General features: G+C 47.6%; 15 protein-coding genes, 3 pseudogenes and 1 other annotated feature. Of the genes and pseudogenes, 2 read left to right on the top strand and 16 right to left on the bottom strand.

The window, feature by feature from the left end; translation table 11 throughout:
* Positions 1-54: 54 nt before the first annotated feature.
* The 5 genes from tatAD to MOF34_RS17965 form a co-directional block, all read right to left on the bottom strand.
* The gene (gene tatAD / locus MOF34_RS17985; protein WP_003223835.1) at positions 55-267 is read right to left on the bottom strand and encodes a sec-independent protein translocase protein TatAD; all 213 of its coding nucleotides are present in this window, start codon (positions 265-267) and stop codon (positions 55-57) included.
* 13 nt (positions 268-280) lie between these two features.
* Positions 281-2,032, bottom strand: a complete 1,752-nt coding sequence (gene phoD, locus MOF34_RS17980) for an alkaline phosphatase PhoD (RefSeq protein WP_268401182.1) — start codon at positions 2,030-2,032, stop codon at positions 281-283.
* An 18-nt stretch (positions 2,033-2,050) separates the two neighbouring features.
* Positions 2,051-2,227, bottom strand: coding sequence for a hypothetical protein (locus tag MOF34_RS17975; protein WP_268401181.1), 177 nt, complete (start codon positions 2,225-2,227; stop codon positions 2,051-2,053).
* Positions 2,228-2,470: 243 nt separating this feature from the next.
* Positions 2,471-2,899 carry a cell wall hydrolase CwlJ gene (gene cwlJ, locus MOF34_RS17970; RefSeq protein WP_019713208.1) on the bottom strand — a complete coding sequence of 143 codons (429 nt, stop codon included), beginning with the start codon at positions 2,897-2,899 and terminating at the stop codon, positions 2,471-2,473.
* Positions 2,900-2,980: 81 nt separating this feature from the next.
* Positions 2,981-4,216, bottom strand: coding sequence for a serpin family protein (locus tag MOF34_RS17965; protein ID WP_268401180.1), 1,236 nt, complete (start codon positions 4,214-4,216; stop codon positions 2,981-2,983).
* Positions 4,217-4,330: 114 nt separating this feature from the next.
* On the opposite strand from MOF34_RS17965, the gene MOF34_RS17960 reads away from it, so the two are divergent.
* Positions 4,331-4,717, top strand: coding sequence for a YndM family protein (locus tag MOF34_RS17960; RefSeq protein ID WP_019713206.1), 387 nt, complete (start codon positions 4,331-4,333; stop codon positions 4,715-4,717).
* Positions 4,677-4,816 (top strand): annotated as a pseudogene (locus MOF34_RS17955) (hypothetical protein). The gene MOF34_RS17960 and the pseudogene MOF34_RS17955 overlap by 41 nt, the downstream one beginning before the upstream one ends.
* Here the strand turns inward: MOF34_RS17955 and MOF34_RS17950 are convergent.
* From MOF34_RS17950 to glnL, 11 genes and pseudogenes are all read right to left on the bottom strand, one after another.
* Positions 4,777-5,025: pseudogene (locus MOF34_RS17950) on the bottom strand (ABC transporter permease); the annotation flags it as partial. The pseudogenes MOF34_RS17955 and MOF34_RS17950 overlap by 40 nt on opposite strands.
* Before the next feature lie 126 nt (positions 5,026-5,151).
* Complete coding sequence (locus MOF34_RS17945) at positions 5,152-6,090, bottom strand: DMT family transporter (RefSeq protein ID WP_268401179.1); 939 nt, start codon at positions 6,088-6,090, stop codon at positions 5,152-5,154.
* Between the two features lie 20 nt (positions 6,091-6,110).
* Positions 6,111-6,272 (bottom strand): tryptophan RNA-binding attenuation protein, encoded by a 162-nt coding sequence (locus tag MOF34_RS17940; protein ID WP_268401178.1) that lies wholly within the window; start codon positions 6,270-6,272, stop codon positions 6,111-6,113.
* A 96-nt stretch (positions 6,273-6,368) separates the two neighbouring features.
* Positions 6,369-6,616 (bottom strand) — a binding site (T-box leader).
* A 66-nt stretch (positions 6,617-6,682) separates the two neighbouring features.
* Positions 6,683-6,802 (bottom strand): annotated as a pseudogene (locus tag MOF34_RS20905) (hypothetical protein); the annotation flags it as partial.
* A 65-nt stretch (positions 6,803-6,867) separates the two neighbouring features.
* Complete coding sequence (gene garD / locus MOF34_RS17930) at positions 6,868-8,400, bottom strand: galactarate dehydratase (RefSeq protein WP_268401177.1); 1,533 nt, start codon at positions 8,398-8,400, stop codon at positions 6,868-6,870.
* A 92-nt stretch (positions 8,401-8,492) separates the two neighbouring features.
* Complete coding sequence (locus tag MOF34_RS17925) at positions 8,493-9,194, bottom strand: FadR/GntR family transcriptional regulator (RefSeq protein WP_268401176.1); 702 nt, start codon at positions 9,192-9,194, stop codon at positions 8,493-8,495.
* Between the two features lie 69 nt (positions 9,195-9,263).
* Positions 9,264-10,631, bottom strand: coding sequence for a glucarate dehydratase (gene gudD, locus MOF34_RS17920; protein ID WP_268401175.1), 1,368 nt, complete (start codon positions 10,629-10,631; stop codon positions 9,264-9,266).
* 36 nt (positions 10,632-10,667) lie between these two features.
* A complete protein-coding gene (gene gudP / locus MOF34_RS17915; RefSeq protein WP_268401173.1) occupies positions 10,668-12,035 on the bottom strand; it encodes a glucarate transporter GudP in 1,368 nt (455 codons plus the stop codon).
* An 86-nt stretch (positions 12,036-12,121) separates the two neighbouring features.
* A complete protein-coding gene (gucD, locus tag MOF34_RS17910; protein WP_019713198.1) occupies positions 12,122-13,588 on the bottom strand; it encodes an alpha-ketoglutaric semialdehyde dehydrogenase GucD in 1,467 nt (488 codons plus the stop codon).
* Positions 13,589-13,617: 29 nt separating this feature from the next.
* Positions 13,618-14,544, bottom strand: a complete 927-nt coding sequence (gene kdgD, locus MOF34_RS17905; RefSeq protein ID WP_268401171.1) for a 5-dehydro-4-deoxyglucarate dehydratase — start codon at positions 14,542-14,544, stop codon at positions 13,618-13,620.
* 224 nt (positions 14,545-14,768) lie between these two features.
* Entirely contained in the window at positions 14,769-15,713 is a 945-nt protein-coding gene (glnL, locus tag MOF34_RS17900; RefSeq protein ID WP_268401170.1) for a glutamine utilization two-component system response regulator GlnL, read from the bottom strand.
* Positions 15,714-15,719 lie beyond the last annotated feature (6 nt).

Genomic DNA, 15,719 nt, shown 5'->3' with positions numbered 1-15,719 from the left:
AAGCCCTCCCTTTCATAAAAAAAGAGGCAGACCCGGTGTCTGCCTCATCAGCACTCAGCCCGCGTTTTTGTCCTGCTTTACCGCTGTCAGCTCAGCTGATTTTTCTTCTTTTTCATCACCAGACACAAGTGATTTTGTGGCGCTTTTAAATTCCAGCAGTGTCCGTCCGGCGGCACGCCCGATTTCCGGCAGCTTGGAAGGGCCAAAAATAATGAGGGCGATGACAAAGATCAGAATCAAGCCTGGTATACCAATGTTTGAAAACATGTTTTTTCACTCCTTAATTCGTAATTTTTGCCCGTTTCTTCATCATTTGTTTTTCGTGGGCTTTATTGTGTGCAATGAAACGATCCTCTTCAACCTCATTGGACTGCTTCACCCCACCTTGAATCGTTGTGGATGAAACCTTTCTCAACCCTGTTTGGTCTTTTTCATAGACGAATGAAGCCCGTGTCGAAATGGCGGCGCCAGGTTCTGTCACAAACGGCATCACGCGATAATCAGCTTTCCACTGGTGAGGCGTCACTGTGCAGCGGACATATCCGCGATAGTCATTAAAGAACTTGATATGCGGATTTTCCTTTAAAATTTTGTCTGTGTCCGCCCGTTTATCCGCGCCGTTTCCTCCAGAGGTGATCGAGGTTCCGACAAATTCAGCTCCGAAGATTTTTGAACTTGTCTTCTCAAAGTCAACATGCAAATTCGATGCCCAGCTTGCGTGTACATCACCTGTCAGCACGACAACGTTATTCAGATTTTTACCTTTAATGAAATTGATAACCCGTTCGCGCTGAGCAGGGTAGCCATCCCACGAATCCATGCTGTAGATCGGGCTTGTGCTTGTCCCGAAATTCCACTTCGCAAAGAAAATCTGCTGCGCCAGCACATTCCAGTGGGCTGTCGAGCTGCTCAAATTGTTGAAGAGCCACTGTTCCTGTTCTGTTCCTAACAGGGTCCGATTCGGATTGCGCGATTCATCAGAAGGCGGCTTATTACCGTCGTTATTGGCTTGGTCGTCCCTGTACTGGCGTGTATCAAGCACATTGAAGGACGCTAGGTTTCCATACGTAAAGTGCCGATACAGCTGCATATCCGGTCCATTCGGCAGAGAGGAGATGCGGAGCGGCATATGCTCATAGTACGCCTGATACGCTGCCGCACGGCGGAGTACAAATGCTTCAACTGATTGTCCTTTTTCCGGTATTTTATTGGCATAGTTGTTTTCGACTTCATGGTCATCCCACGTCACAACCCAAGGGAACGCCGCATGGGCAGCTTTTAGATTGGCGTCAGAACGGTATTGGGCATGGCGGTTCCGATAGTCTTGCAGCGTAATGATTTCTGCGCTGTTGTGCGTGCGGACATTGCCTGTTTTTGATACATATTCATTTGGACCATGCTCATATATGTAATCACCGAGATGGAAGACTAAATCAAGCTTTTCCTTCGCCATATGCTTGTAGGCCGTATAATATCCATGCTCATATTGCTGACAGGAAGCGAACGCAAAGGTCATTTGCGGCACATTGACGCCAGGGGCAGGCAGCGTTTTTGTTTTTCCGACAGGGCTTAGTTCATGTCCGGTTTTGAAACGGTAATAGTACACTTTGTTCGGCTCAAGCCCGTCCGCTTCCACATGAATTGAGTGAGCGAGATTCGGTTTGGCCATTTCAGTGCCCTTTCTCACAATCTTGCGGAAATGCTCATCCTTTGCGACTTCCCATTTGACAGGCACCGCCTGATTCGGCATTCCCCCACCGTTGAGCGGATCTGGTGCCAGGCGCGTCCACAGCACGACACTGTCAGAAAGCGGATCTCCAGACGCAACCCCTAACGTAAACGGATAGCTCGAGAACTTAGGCGCGGCATTTACTTCAAATGCACCAACTGATTGAGCAATGGTCAGCCCAAGAGAAAGTCCTGCAATCTTCCCCGCTCCTTGAATAAATTTGCGGCGGTCAAACGTATTGTTTTGAAAGCTTTCCTCTTTCAGTTTCTGTACCCATTCATCAAAACGATTGTCGTATGCCATTCGTGATCCCCTCTCTTCTCATTGATCGCCTCCATTATAGAAAATCATTGTTAAACGGCTGTGAAGAAGTGTGAACCGATTGTAAGCACTGAACTTCAGAAACAGGTCTTCATTCACAATTCTGCCGCTGATACGTGCCGAAAGCTGACTAAATGGCGCGTTTTCTGCATATCCTGTCGTTTGCAAGCCGCCCATTCGGACTATTTTTCTTCACACGATCTTAAAAAAACAAAAACACCGAGCCATTTCGCAGAATGACTCAGTGCAATCGGTTATTTGGAAAATAATCTGCTGAAAAAGTTTATTCTTTACGGCTTTTCAGGATGAGGCTCTTCTTCTCTTACACAATCCATTTTTCCTTGGCTTCTTTCAGCCAAATGGCCATTCAGTAAGCAGGATCAATGAAAAACACCGTTCAATTTGAACGGCGCCCTGTCTTTAAAAAGTGTTATATACATTTTCACACGTTTCCCCCGTCGGCTGATAAAAGCAGTGTGACTTGTATCTGGCCACAAATGGCTGGTTATACCACTGGGGCGGACAGTTTCCCTCCGGCCTGAAGTACCACAAACTAAATTTTGCAGGCCAGCGCCTTTCACCGTTAATTGACCGGCGTGCAAGGGCACGCTCGCTATCTCGCGCCCTTTGGTAAAAATATCCGTGCGTCACTGCCTCAAACGCGTGCGGCTGATAAATCATCTGCCTGATAGTACGGAGGCCTTTAAAATCTGAGCAATTCGCCCGCAGCCGATTAATTCCCACGTTGCCGACAAGCAGCATCCCCTGCTTACCTTCGCCTTCCGCTTCAGCTCTGAGCAGCCTTGCCAGCAAATCGACATCCGCACTCGTTGCTTTCACGACCGCCATCACGTCACCTCCCCTTGATCTCCTTTCATCATATTTTAGTACTTCAAAAGTGATGACGGAGGGACAGGAGAGAATTTAAATTTATTCATTTGGATTTGCGACATAGCCTAAAAATAAAAGGCTTGTTGTTTGTTCATCTGTGATAACAAAGAAAAATGGGCGGTTGGCCGTCAACGTATGGTCTGGCGCGATTGCAGACTCAACAATTTCCACTGACGAGGCAGCCGCGGCCTCGGTTCCTGATTCATCCACTTTGATAAATGTGTGGTGATTTACATTATCGATTGATACACCGCGGCCTTCAGTAAACATTCTGGAAAAGTCGGCATCGGAAAAGACGGGTTTCATCCCCATTTCGTAAAGAGCGCGTTTTACGTTATACTGCCCTTTCAGTGTAAAACGGGGCATACTCAGCTCCACAGTTTTTGGCTGAAATGCGCTGTCCCATGCTTTTATGTTTTGATTTGTGAGAAGAGACATGAAAGAAGCCGGCTTTTTCTTCGGCAGAAATAAAGTGAAAGAAAGTTGTTGATCTTCATATGGAAGCTTGACTGCTTGGAACAGTTCATTTTCTAAGTAAGCAAGGCGTTCAGTCTGCTTCATCATCAGCTGTTTTTTGGCAGAGCCGTCAGGGAGAAAAAAATGTTCATCAGCGGTCACATTCTGGTCAAACGGCAGCCCCCACTTTTCTCGAAAATAGACTGTATTTACCAAAAGGGAAACAGCTTTCGGCGAAGCATGATCCGCGATGTCGTCAATATGCCCTTTCGTTTGGTGAGCCGTCCACTGATTAATCGAGTTTTTAGCGCTCTGAATATTGCCATCAATTTGAAAGACACTGCCCGAGAAGAATTGTTTAATTGTTTGTTTAAAGTCTGGCTTGGCTTCAAGCCTTGACCATACGGCATTAGCCGTCAGCAGATCACCTTCAGACAAAGACTCAAACCTTTTCACGAGCGCGTACGATGACTCATTTATGGTACTGTCATCAAGGTCGGACAAATATAAGCCAGCTTTGATTTCCCTTAATGTATCTCCCTCCGCTCCATTTGCAGCCATCATCAGCACCTGCTGTAAGCTGTATGGTGAGATCAGCAGATTGTCCGTTAATCCGTCTTTATCTAACATGTTTTGAAACAACTTGGTTCCGAATCTACGCTCCGCTTCAATAAAACCCTTATGAATATTGTAGGCTTTGGTATTTGCAGAATCAGGTGGGAAAGGTGATCGAGCAGATGATGCCGGTTCTTCAACAGGTTTGTAGCCTCCCCCGCAAAGCATAAATAGCAGAAGCACTGTGAGCATCTTTCCTTTCATATAAACAACCACTCCCTCTACATGGACTGTAAAAAAACACAATAATAGGTTTAACTTTAGCAATTTGAGGAATCATACATAACAAATCAAAATAATAGAAGGAGGAACTTTGGAATGACACATGTGAAAGCACTCGCGATTAAAGGTATTATGACGATTATTGTGCTTTATCTAGTGCTAGGTCTGGGCTTTGGTTTCACGTTTGGTGATACGCTCTTAATGACGCTTGTGTTAGGGATTATTTCTTACTTGCTGGGCGATCTATATGTATTGCCGAGATGGAATAATATGATTGCGACTTTGGCCGATTTCGGTTTGGCCTTCCTTGTCATTTGGCTGATGGGCATGCCGCTTTCTTTGGGGATGACTGGCGGTGAAGTTGCATTGGCGGCTTTATTCGGCGCGATCGCCATGGCAATCGGTGAATATTGCTTCCATTTCTATATGATGAGCAAAGAGATTGGCAAGAAGCATTATCTTGAAACAAGATCAGATTCATAACGAGAGGGCCGGTGCTGACAGCATCGGCCTTTTTACATATTCATATTGGGCGCCTTTGTTTATGCATCCTGCTTGTCCGCGTTTCTGATCGCCATGTAGGAAAAAATCAACCCGAAAGCTGCCAAAGCTAATGGGATATAAACAACAGACGAGATGGAGAAACCAGGGTTTGTTGAACTGATGAGCATCACAATTACTACGGATGATATGATGGTTGCCGGAACCGAGTGTTTACGCATCCCAAAAAAGATGGGAACTAAACTGGTTCCAGCGGCGCCAAAAGCGAAAACCGCCATATTAACCATTTCACTGATGGAATGGTCGTCCTCCACAAGCAATATGCGCTGCATCTTCTCACCTAACCTTTGCAAAATCAAAAAACACACACGTGATTACACTTATTGTAATTGAAAAACGTGTGTGTTTTACAAAAATTATTTATTTTTTCCTGTTTTTAGCTTTCGATATTCCATGCCTGTAATGACAAAGAAAACAGTACCGCATCCAATGGCTTGAATAGGCTGGAGCTGTTCACCGAGAAATAAAGCCCCAAAAAAAATTGTCAGGACAGGCCCCGCCATTGAAATGGCGGCGGCTCGCTGTGCTCCGATTCGCTTAATGCCTTCAAGTATTAGCACAAATGGAATCACAGTGGTCACGACTGCGATTAACACAAACAAACCGTATAGAGCAAGCGGATATGCTGCTATTGGTATATTTATACCGATTGTCGATTTGATGCCTATGTAAAGCATCATGGCCGCTCCGGCAGCTGTCATCCCGTACGCATTAAGACGGATACTTCCGATTTGATGGACGAGCGGCCCGGAAAGGACAAGATAACCAGCATAGACGGCTGAGGATAACAAAATGAATACAGATCCAATCCTATTCGCCCGAAAGAGTTCAGTATCCCAGCCACCCAGCGCAAGGAAAAGACCAAACATGACTGCCAGCATTGCGAAAAGGTCTTGTATTGAATTCATTTTCCGGTCACGACACGCAGTGAATCCTAACACAAACAACGGATAGCTCATCAGTAATATACGTTCAACCATTGCGGATACATGGTTCAGCCCAATAAAATCAAGCAAAGGGGACAGAAAAAAACAAAACACGCCTGCGGCACAAGCTCTCCATCGGTCTCCTTTTTTTATACCGTTCGGCATTGTAGGACGGTATAACCAAAAAATCACCCAAAACAGCGGAACAGCAAACAGCTGTCTGTATAACAATACCGCGTCTGGCTTAGCACCCATTTCATATGCCCATTTCATCCAAATCGATTTAGACGCAAAACAGACCGTCCCGATCAGCAAAAAAACCGTACCTGCTGCGGGTTTGTGAATCTTACTCTGCTCTTCTAAACTCATCTCAGCTCAGCTTTTCTCCTTTACTTGTTCAAATGCTTTTGTATAAAATGCAGCAGCGTATTTCCTTGAGCAGTCAGAATGACACCCTTCCCGCCGCATGCCGGACAAGGTTTCCCTTTGCTCTCTCCTGTTCTATCACATTCAGGGCACGGGACCTCTAAATCATCAGTTGCTATGACCATTTGACATCCTCCTTTTCTATTGATTTATTATGCATCCACCAGCCATCATCCATTGGCCGTCACCTCCTTTAGAAAACACAAAAACCCCCGTCCTATGCAAAGGACGAGGGTCTCGCGGTACCACCTTTATTAACAGCTATACAGCTGTTCACTCTCAGTACAGAAAACATCCGTTTCGATACTCCTCTCTTGGTAACGGGGAGAGAATCCCGGCTTCACCTACTAACCGTTCAGCAAAGCAATTCAGAAGCCCATTCGGCATCAGGGGAGGGCCGGTTCACACCTGCCACCGACTCTCTGAACCTCCACACTGCTGCGTACTTACTCTTCCTCACGATTGTTGATCCGTTCTTTTGTTAACAAGATTTATAATACTCTGTTAATTTAAAGAAGTCAATCATAATCCGATTTTACCCAAGTGCTTCCAGCGTCATTTTGATGTGCTCCTCCTGCTGTGTCTGGAGCAAACTTGGCAACTTCCAGCGATGCATCTCTGAGATGTGTTCCTGCATTACCGCCCATATGCGGCCGTTCTTTGTAGGTTGTTGGTTATCACTTTCATCATATTCCATTTCTGATTCGCTAGAACAATGAATCAAGTCACTGGGGCAGGATTAAACAAGCACAAATCATTATGAAGGCCCCAACGGTCCGCCCACGTTTGTTTGCGGCCGCTTGCCACATCCAGAATCGTCCTGAAGATTTCCCAGCCTACATCTTCGATACTTGCCTCTCCTGTCGCGATTCGCCCGGCATTGATATCAATTAAGTCCTCCCAATGTTCTGATAATGAATGTCGTGTCGCTACTTTCAGCACCGGTGCAGCGGCCAAGCCGTACGGTGTTCCCCTTCCTGTCGTAAAAACCTGCAGATTCATGCCTGCCGCCAGCTGAAGGGTTCCGCACACGAAATCGCTTGCTGGTGTCGCCGCGAACAGCAGACCTTTTTGCTCCGCCTTTTCACCTGGGCCGAGCACGCCGGAGATAGGGCTTGTGCCTGATTTCGCTACCGAGCCTAACGCTTTTTCCACCACATTGGATAACCCGCCTTTTTTATTGCCTGGTGACGGGTTCGCGCTTCGGTCCGCTTCCCCCCGCCGGAGATAGCTGTCATACCATTTCATCTCTTCAATCAGCGAATGTCCAATCTCTTCACTCTCAGCCCGCGGCGTTAATAAATGAATCGCATCCCGCACCTCTGTCACCTCAGAAAACAAAACAGTTGCACCTGCGCGAACCAATAAATCAGCGGCATACCCCACCGCAGGATTGGCTGTCACGCCGGAAAACGCATCACTGCCGCCGCATTGCAGGCCGATGACAAGATCAGAAACAGGGCAGGTCACACGGGTTCTGCTGTTCAGCCTGACTAACCGTTCTTCCGCCATATCCAAAATGGACTGAATCATTGCCGCAAAACCTTGGTGATCCTGAAGTGACAGAATGTCATCCTGATTCTCAGCAGCAATTCTTGCCGGAAGGAGCTTTTCACATCCTAATCCGATCACCATTACTTCCCCGCCGAAATTCGGATGCTTCGCGAGATTTTGAATCGTACGAATGGGAATGACGGCATCCGGTGCATTGATCGCCACACCGCAGCCGTATTGATGATGCAGCGGTATGACATCATCGACATTTGGATATTTCGGCAGCAGCTCTTCTTTTATCCTTTTGACTGCATAATCCAAAACGCCAACGACACATTGAACACTTGTGGTGATACCGAGAATATTTTTCGTCCCCGCACTGCCGTCCGCATTTCGATACCCTTCAAACGTGTAGCCTTCAAGAGGTGGAACCGGTTTGGGCACTCTGTTCGCGAGAGGAAGATCGTCTAAAGCCGGAGGAGCGGGCATTCTTACGAGAGCTTCCCTTACCCAGCTCCCGCGTTTGATCGTCTCATCGGCAAATCCAATTACCTCCCCGTAACGCACAATCTCATCTCCTTGATTCAGGTCGGTTAAGGCCACCTTATGGCCTTGAGGGACATCCTCTTCAAGTACGAGCCCGCATGAAAAAACAGTGCCCTTTGGCAGTCCTCCGTCATTAACAATAATCGCCGTGTTATCTTTTTCATTCACTTTGATGTAAAGGGGCGCTTGGTTCTTTCTGAGGTTCATCGCCATCTGAAAATCACTCCTCATATCATAGTAAGCGTTTTCTAAATCGGTTTCAAAAAAGCCGCAGCTCATCCGTTTCAACTGCGGCTGTCAATTATTTATATCTCATCCATGCCCTTTAAAATTTTGTCACGGACAAATTTCAGATGCTCATACATGTGGTAATGCGCTTTGTAGGGGTCTCTTTTCGCAAGAGCATCGTAGATTTTTTTGTGATATTCGACCGTTACATCTCTCTCCCTGTACGGAATCTGAGTATCAATTTTCGCATGTGTGATCAAGAGGGACTGAATCATCCCTTCAACAACGGGGTTATTGGCACTTAATGCAATAATGCGATGGAATTCTTTATCTGCTTCACCATAAAGATTGTCAGTGCTGCTGGCGATGTCGTCGATTGTCTTCTGCAAACGCTGAAGCTCATCCTCATTGATTTTTTCCGCGGCAATCGTCACAAGCCCGAGTTCTAACGCCATCCGCGCCTCAATGATAGCCGGAAGATTATCAGTGGCCAAGGCAAGCATGACGGAAAATGGCTGCATGCCTATTTTATCGTTGAAATACGTACCGCCGCGGGTTTTTCTCGTAATGACGCCCAGTGTTTCAAGTGAACTCAAAGCCTCGCGAAGCACCGGCCTGCTGACATGCAAAATATCCATCAGTTCCATTTCAGTCGGCAATTTGTCTCCAGCCTTTAACTGTCCGCTCGACAATAAATGGACAATCCGTTCAATGACCTGCTTGGCTAATGTTTTCCGATTGACTGTATCGACTTTCAAATCTTCTAACCCTTCGTACACGAACAACTCTCCCTTCAGTTGTTCAATTGTAAGACAAAATAGCCGGTATGACAATATTTGCAATCAAACTTATCGCACAAGACACGGTCGTTTCCGGTCAAACTCCCAATTCCTGATCAGATACTGCATAGGGATCGCGTCATTCCGTGCGCCTAAATTCATTTTTCGATAGAGTTCATGCGCTTTTTCCACTTGTTCCATATCAATGTCAACGCCAAGACCAGGCTTAGTCGGCACCTTGACGCAGCCATCAGAAATCTCAAAAGGCTGTTTCGTTAAACGCTGCCCGTCCTGCCAGATCCAATGGGTATCAATCGCCGTGATGCGTCCCGGAGCCGCTGCTGCCACATGGGTAAACATCGCAAGCGAGATATCAAAGTGGTTGTTGGAGTGGGAGCCCCATGTCAAGCCCCAATCATGGCACATTTGCGCAACCCGCACCGAACCCTGCATCGTCCAGAAATGAGGATCAGCCAGCGGAATATCCACCGCATGAAGCTGGATCGCATGACCCATTTCCCGCCAGTCGGTCGCAATCATATTTGTCGCAGTTGGAAGCCCTGTCGCACGGCGGAATTCAGCCATTACTTCTCGGGCGGAGTAGCCATTCTCATCCCCGCACGGATCTTCTGCATATGCAAGCACATCATGCTTTCCTTTGCAAAATGCAATCGCTTCCTCTAATGACCATGCCCCGTTCGGATCAAGAGTAATCCTTGCCTCCGGAAAACGTTTCGCCAATGCAGTGACAGCTTCGATTTCATCCTCTCCCCGCAGTACCCCGCCTTTCAGCTTGAAATCCTGAAAGCCATAGCGCTCCTGCGCGGATTCAGCAAGACGTACAATGGCCTCTTTGGTCAGCGCTTCTTCATGGCGGAGACGGAACCACCCACAATCTGACTGCTCATCGCTTTGGTACGGCAGAGTCGTCCGCTTTCGATCGCCGATGTAAAAGAGGTAGCCTAGCATTTTCACTTCATCACGCTGCTTCCCTTCGCCCAGCAATGCCGCGACCGGTTCCTGAAGAAACGTTCCGAGCAAATCTAACAAAGCTGCTTCCAGTGCTGTGACGGCATGAACAGTTGTGCGCAAATCAAACGTCTGGATGCCGCGTCCTCCCCTGTCCTGATCGCCAAACTGCTTTCTGACCGCTTGCAATATCGACTGGTATGCGCCAATGGACTTTCCGATTACAAGCGGCACAGCCAGCTCCAGTGTGCGGCGAATGTGTTCTCCGCCAGGCACCTCCCCGACTCCCTGATTTCCGCTTGTATCGGTTAATATCACGATATTCCGGGTGAAGAATGGGCTGTGTGCGCCGCTTAGATTCAGCAGCATGCTGTCATGTCCCGCAACAGGGATCACCTTCATCTCACAAATTGTAGGAATATTCGATCTCTTTTCTTTTTGAACCTGCTCTTGTATGGGTGAACTCATCTATTTTCCTCCTCTTATAAAGCGCTTTCATAAGTATTAGACAGGCAATGACTGGTCGGGGTCCTGCTCTTGTTTCTTTAACACGACCCGTTTGATCGGCCCGACCAGCAGCAAATAGCTGAGAATCGCCGCAACCGCGTTAGCGCCGACAAACACGAGCGCGCCATTAAAGGATCCTGTCGCATTCACGATGTAGCCGATAATAATCGGTGTTGTAATTGAGGCAATATTTCCGAACGTGTTGAACAAACCGCCGCTTAATCCTGCACACTCTTTCGGAGACGTGTCCGACACGACAGCCCAGCCCAATGCGCCGAAGCCTTTTCCGAAAAACGCAAGTGACATAATGACGACGACGAGCCACGCTGAATCTGTATAGTTACAGACAATCATACTGCAAGACAGCAGCATGCCGAGAATGATCGGCGCTTTTCTTGCAAAGGTCAGCGAACGGCCTTTTTTCAGTAAGATATCTGACACAATGCCCCCAAGCACGCCGCCGGCAAATCCGCACAGCGCCGGAAGGGAAGCGACAAACCCTGCTTCAAGAATCGACATGCCGCGGGCCTGAACCAAATATACCGGAAACCATGTAAGAAAGAAATAGGTGAGAGTCGTAATACAATATTGCGCGATGTACACGCCAATCAGCATGCGGTTCGTTAACAGCTGTTTAATATACGGCCATTTCGATTCCGTTTCTTGCTTACTTTTGCTGTCATCCATGGAAATCAGGCCGCCACCCTGTTCGATGTACGCAAGCTCGGCTTCATTGACCTTCGGATGTTTTTTCGGTTCATACACCGTTTTTAGCCAGATAACAGCCAGAAGAATGCCCGCGGCACCCATGACAACGAAGACAGAATGCCAGCCGAAAGAGTGGGTGAGCCAGCCCATTAAAGGAGAAAAAATGACGATTGCGAAGTATTGAGCTGAATTAAAAAAGGCTGAAGCTGTCCCGCGCTCGGAGCTTGGGAACCATGAGGCAACAACTCTGCCGTTTCCGGGAAATGAAGGCGCTTCGGACAAGCCGACCAGAAAACGCAGTGCAAACAGCAGGATAATCGCTGTGCCGGCAGTGAAAAAACCAATCGCCCCTTGCAGCAGCGTGAAAAACGACCAGAAAAAGATGCTTAATGCAATAACAGTCTTTGAACCAAACCGGTCAAGCAGCCAGCCGCCCGGAAGCTGCCCGATGACATAGGCCCAGCCAAAAGCAGAAAAGACATATCCCATGGCGACCGAGTTCAATCCCAGATCGTGCTGGACAGAGTCTCCCGTGATGGAAAGCGTCGCCCGATCCGCGTAGTTAATAGAGGTCACAAGAAACAGCATAAAAACGATGAACCAGCGCACAGACGTTTTTTTGTCCGCCGGTGAAACATTCGCATATTCTTTTTTCATAGTATCTTCTCCTTTTCAAAGTAGAGAATCATATGCTGGCTGTGATAAAGCTAGGAAAGAGACACGTCCGCCTCTTTCCAGCATCATTACGGCTTCACAAAAACGGTTTTGATCGCAGTGAAAAAGTCCTTCGCTGCCTCACCCTGTTCACGGGAGTGGGAGCTCGACTGCTTCATGCCGCCAAAAGGCGCCTGAAGCTCAACACCCGCACTTTCCGCGTTAATCCGGACAAGCCCGGCTTCAATTCCGTCAATAAATGAAAGCATTCGGCCGATGTTTTGTGTGAAAATGGATGCGCTTAAGCCGAACTTCACATCATTGGCAATGTCCAGCGCGTCCTCCATCGAGTCAACCTTGATCAGGGCAATCACCGGACCGAAAATTTCTTCTTGGGCAATCGTCATCTCAGATGTCACATTGTCAAAAATGGCAGGCTGAACATAATAGCCGTTTTGATATTTGCCGTCCTCCAGCTTTTCTCCTCCTATCAAAAGGGAAGCACCCTCCTGTTTGCCTTTCTCAATGAACGACAAGCAGTTATCCAGCTGATTCTTGCTGGCAATCGGTCCTAACCAGACATCCTCTTTTAAGCTGTCTCCGATCGTAATATCCTTTGTGTGCTGGAGCAGTTTTTCTTTAAAACGGTCGTAAATTCCGCTTTGCACGATGACGCGGCTTGTCGCGGTGCACTTCTGGCCGGTTGAACGGAAGGCACCCGTAATGACGGCTTCTGCCGCAGCTTCAAGGTCAGCGTCATTGGCTACGATGACAGGGTTTTTGCCGCCCATTTCTAGCTGATATTTGGCTCCTCTCGCTAAAGCGGCTTGCCCGATGATTTTCCCGACTTGATTTGAACCAGTAAACGTAATGGCGTTTACACCTTCATGCTCAGCAAGTCCCTGTCCGACAACAGAACCCGGGCCTGTCACCAAATTGATGACTCCTGCAGGAAGCCCGGCTTCTTCAAAGCAGGCGATGATTTTTGCGCATGTAACGGCTGTTTCTGTCGCAGGTTTGATGACAACGGTATTGCCGTATACCAATGCCGGTGCCATTTTCCAAATCGGAATCGCCACCGGGAAGTTCCACGGAGAAATCACGCCGACCACACCGAGCGGAACACGGGTGGTGAACATAAGCGCGTCTTTGTCAGTAGACGGAATAACGTCACCCGTTTTGCGCATGCCCTCTCCGGCGTAATAGCGCAGAATCGCAATTCCGCGGGCTGTTTCCCCTTTCGCTTCGGGCAGTGTTTTTCCCATCTCACGCGTTGCGCAGGCGGCGATTTCCTCTAAGTGCTGCTCCATAATATCCGCTGTTTTGTATAAGAATTGGCCCCGCTCGGCTCCCGTCAGCTTTCTCCAAGCCGTTTTGGCTTCATTGGCAGCCGCGACAGCCCGTTCCACATCTTCTGTCGTTGAATTCTGTACATAGCCGACAATATCATTCACATTCGCAGGGTTTTCGACCTTGACCATATCGCCTGATTGAGACTTAACCCACTCTCCATTAATAAAGTTGAGATACGTGTTTTGTTCCGTGATCACAGACATGCTCATTCCCCTTTCATGTTTCATGTTCATCAAACCGACGCGGCTTTTTTTGGAAAACGGTCAGCCGCCTGCTTCAAAATCGCTTCTAATTGCTGATAGTGCTCTTTCTCAACCGGGCCGACAGGCGGTCTGGCTGTGTTTCTCACGTTCAATCCCATGATCTCCATGCCCGCTTTAATTAAAGATACGGCATATCCTTTTCGTTGTTTGCGAATGTCGTTGATCGGAAGAATCACATGCTGATAGAGCTCCTTCACCAGCTCGTCATTTCCGTTTTTCAATGCGTCATAGAACATTCGGGAAATATGCGGGATATAATTTGAAATCGCTGAAGAATAGGAGTGAAACCCGATCGGCAGGTAAGCCGGCATCGTCACTTCAGCCATCGGCATTCCGTTAAGCCATTCTAAACGGTCGCCAAGCGTATAGACGAGGTTAATATTCATATCCATATTTCCCACACCGTCCTTCACACCGACAAGCTGTTCAAACTCGGTCAGCCGCTTGATCTGTTCAAGAGAGAGAATGGCATTATCGCGCTGATAAAGAATCGCATTGAGATCGGTGCTTTCAATAATCGTTTTCGCATACTGATACAGCCCCTCCTGTTCGCCATGCACCAAATACGGAGGCAGGATCAAGTAGCCGTCGGCGCCTTTTTTCTCCGACAGCTGCGCCCATTCAAGCGCTGTGCTGAGGTTACCGCCCACCCCTGTGTAAACCGGAACCTTTCCTCCGGCTGCTGAGATTGCGACTTCTACCATTTGCTCGTATTCTTTCTGGCTGAGAGATTGAAATTCACCAGACCCGCAAGCGATAAAAATCGCTTCCAAGCCTTCTTCCAGCAAAAACTCGATATTTTGAAAAAGAGCTTCTTCCTCCAGTTTTCCTTGTGTGTTAAAAGGTGCAACCGGAAAACCTAAGATTCCAGCGGGTGCTTTTCTCATACGGCTCATCAACATAACCTCCTGTTATTTGTTTATACAGCCCCTAACTGAAAGCGCTTTATTGTTTGGTTTCGCATCCGCTCCTTCCCTATATCTTTTTGTTTAATTGTAAGACAAATAAACAATAAGTCAATATCTTTATTTTCTAATATTTTATAAAAAAACAGGGAATCGCTGTCCCACCGCGGTTCTGGCGCAACAAAAAAACAGCCGGAACAGCCGGCTGTTTTGGTTTAAACCCTTCTTTGTTTCATCGTCTCGTGCAAAAGCTTCGCTTCTAAAAAGAACACGTGGATGAATTTTTTCATATTCACTCTTGCAGGGGCGAGAGGTTTTGCATCCTTGGATTGGAGTTCTTTCATTTTCTGGCTGACAACCGGAAAATCAAAAAATTTCGATGCATAGGTTTCAAATTTCGGATTTGAAAAATCAGTTGTGCCCAATGAAGCAAAATGGTGCAGTGAATGGATAATCGCTCTGCGGATGCGCTGCTCAGAGGCTTTTATTTCTCGATTGACTTCCGTTTCGGATGCACCCGCCCCCAGCTTCCGTTCTGCTACTTGGGTGAAGATCTGTTTGAGCGAAGGGATATGTTTATCATAAGGCTCAGATTGCTCATGTTCTGCTAAATACTGCAGCACCGCCATGAGATCATGTGCACCGCCTTCCCCCATCATGCCCAGCTCGGACAACAGGAATGTTCCTGCTTCTTTTAAGCCTTTGTCACTGTGCTGCTGGGGACGCGCTTTCTGTTCAGTCCGATTGACAAGCCGGCTTAGAGAGTGCTGAATAGCCCCAATCGATTGCTCAAGCTCGATCCGCTCCTTCACCTTTTGAAGAACCGTCACAATTTCAATGCGGTTAATCGGCTTATGGATAAAATATTCGATGCCGAGCGAGTACGCTTCTCCGACCATTTCCTTCGCTTCCACTTGAGAGATCATCACGATTTTGCCGGAGTACGTATTGTGGAGCTGGCGAATTGTCTCAATGCCGTCTCTCCCGGGCATTAACAGATCAATTAATAAAATATCAATCTGTTTGAATTGCAGCATATGCCCTTCCACCTGGCTCCCGTCGTCCGCTTCACCAGCAGCTTCCCCGAGATCCTCATCCTCAATGATCTGCCTTAAAATTGACCGTACTGCACGGTCATCATCAGCGATAAAAAAACGCATAGCTTT

The sequence above is a fragment of the Bacillus sp. T17B1 genome, assembly GCF_026796395.1.
GTDB lineage: Bacteria > Bacillota > Bacilli > Bacillales > Bacillaceae > Bacillus > Bacillus spizizenii_A.
This window is presented reverse-complemented; position numbering and strand designations above follow the sequence as displayed.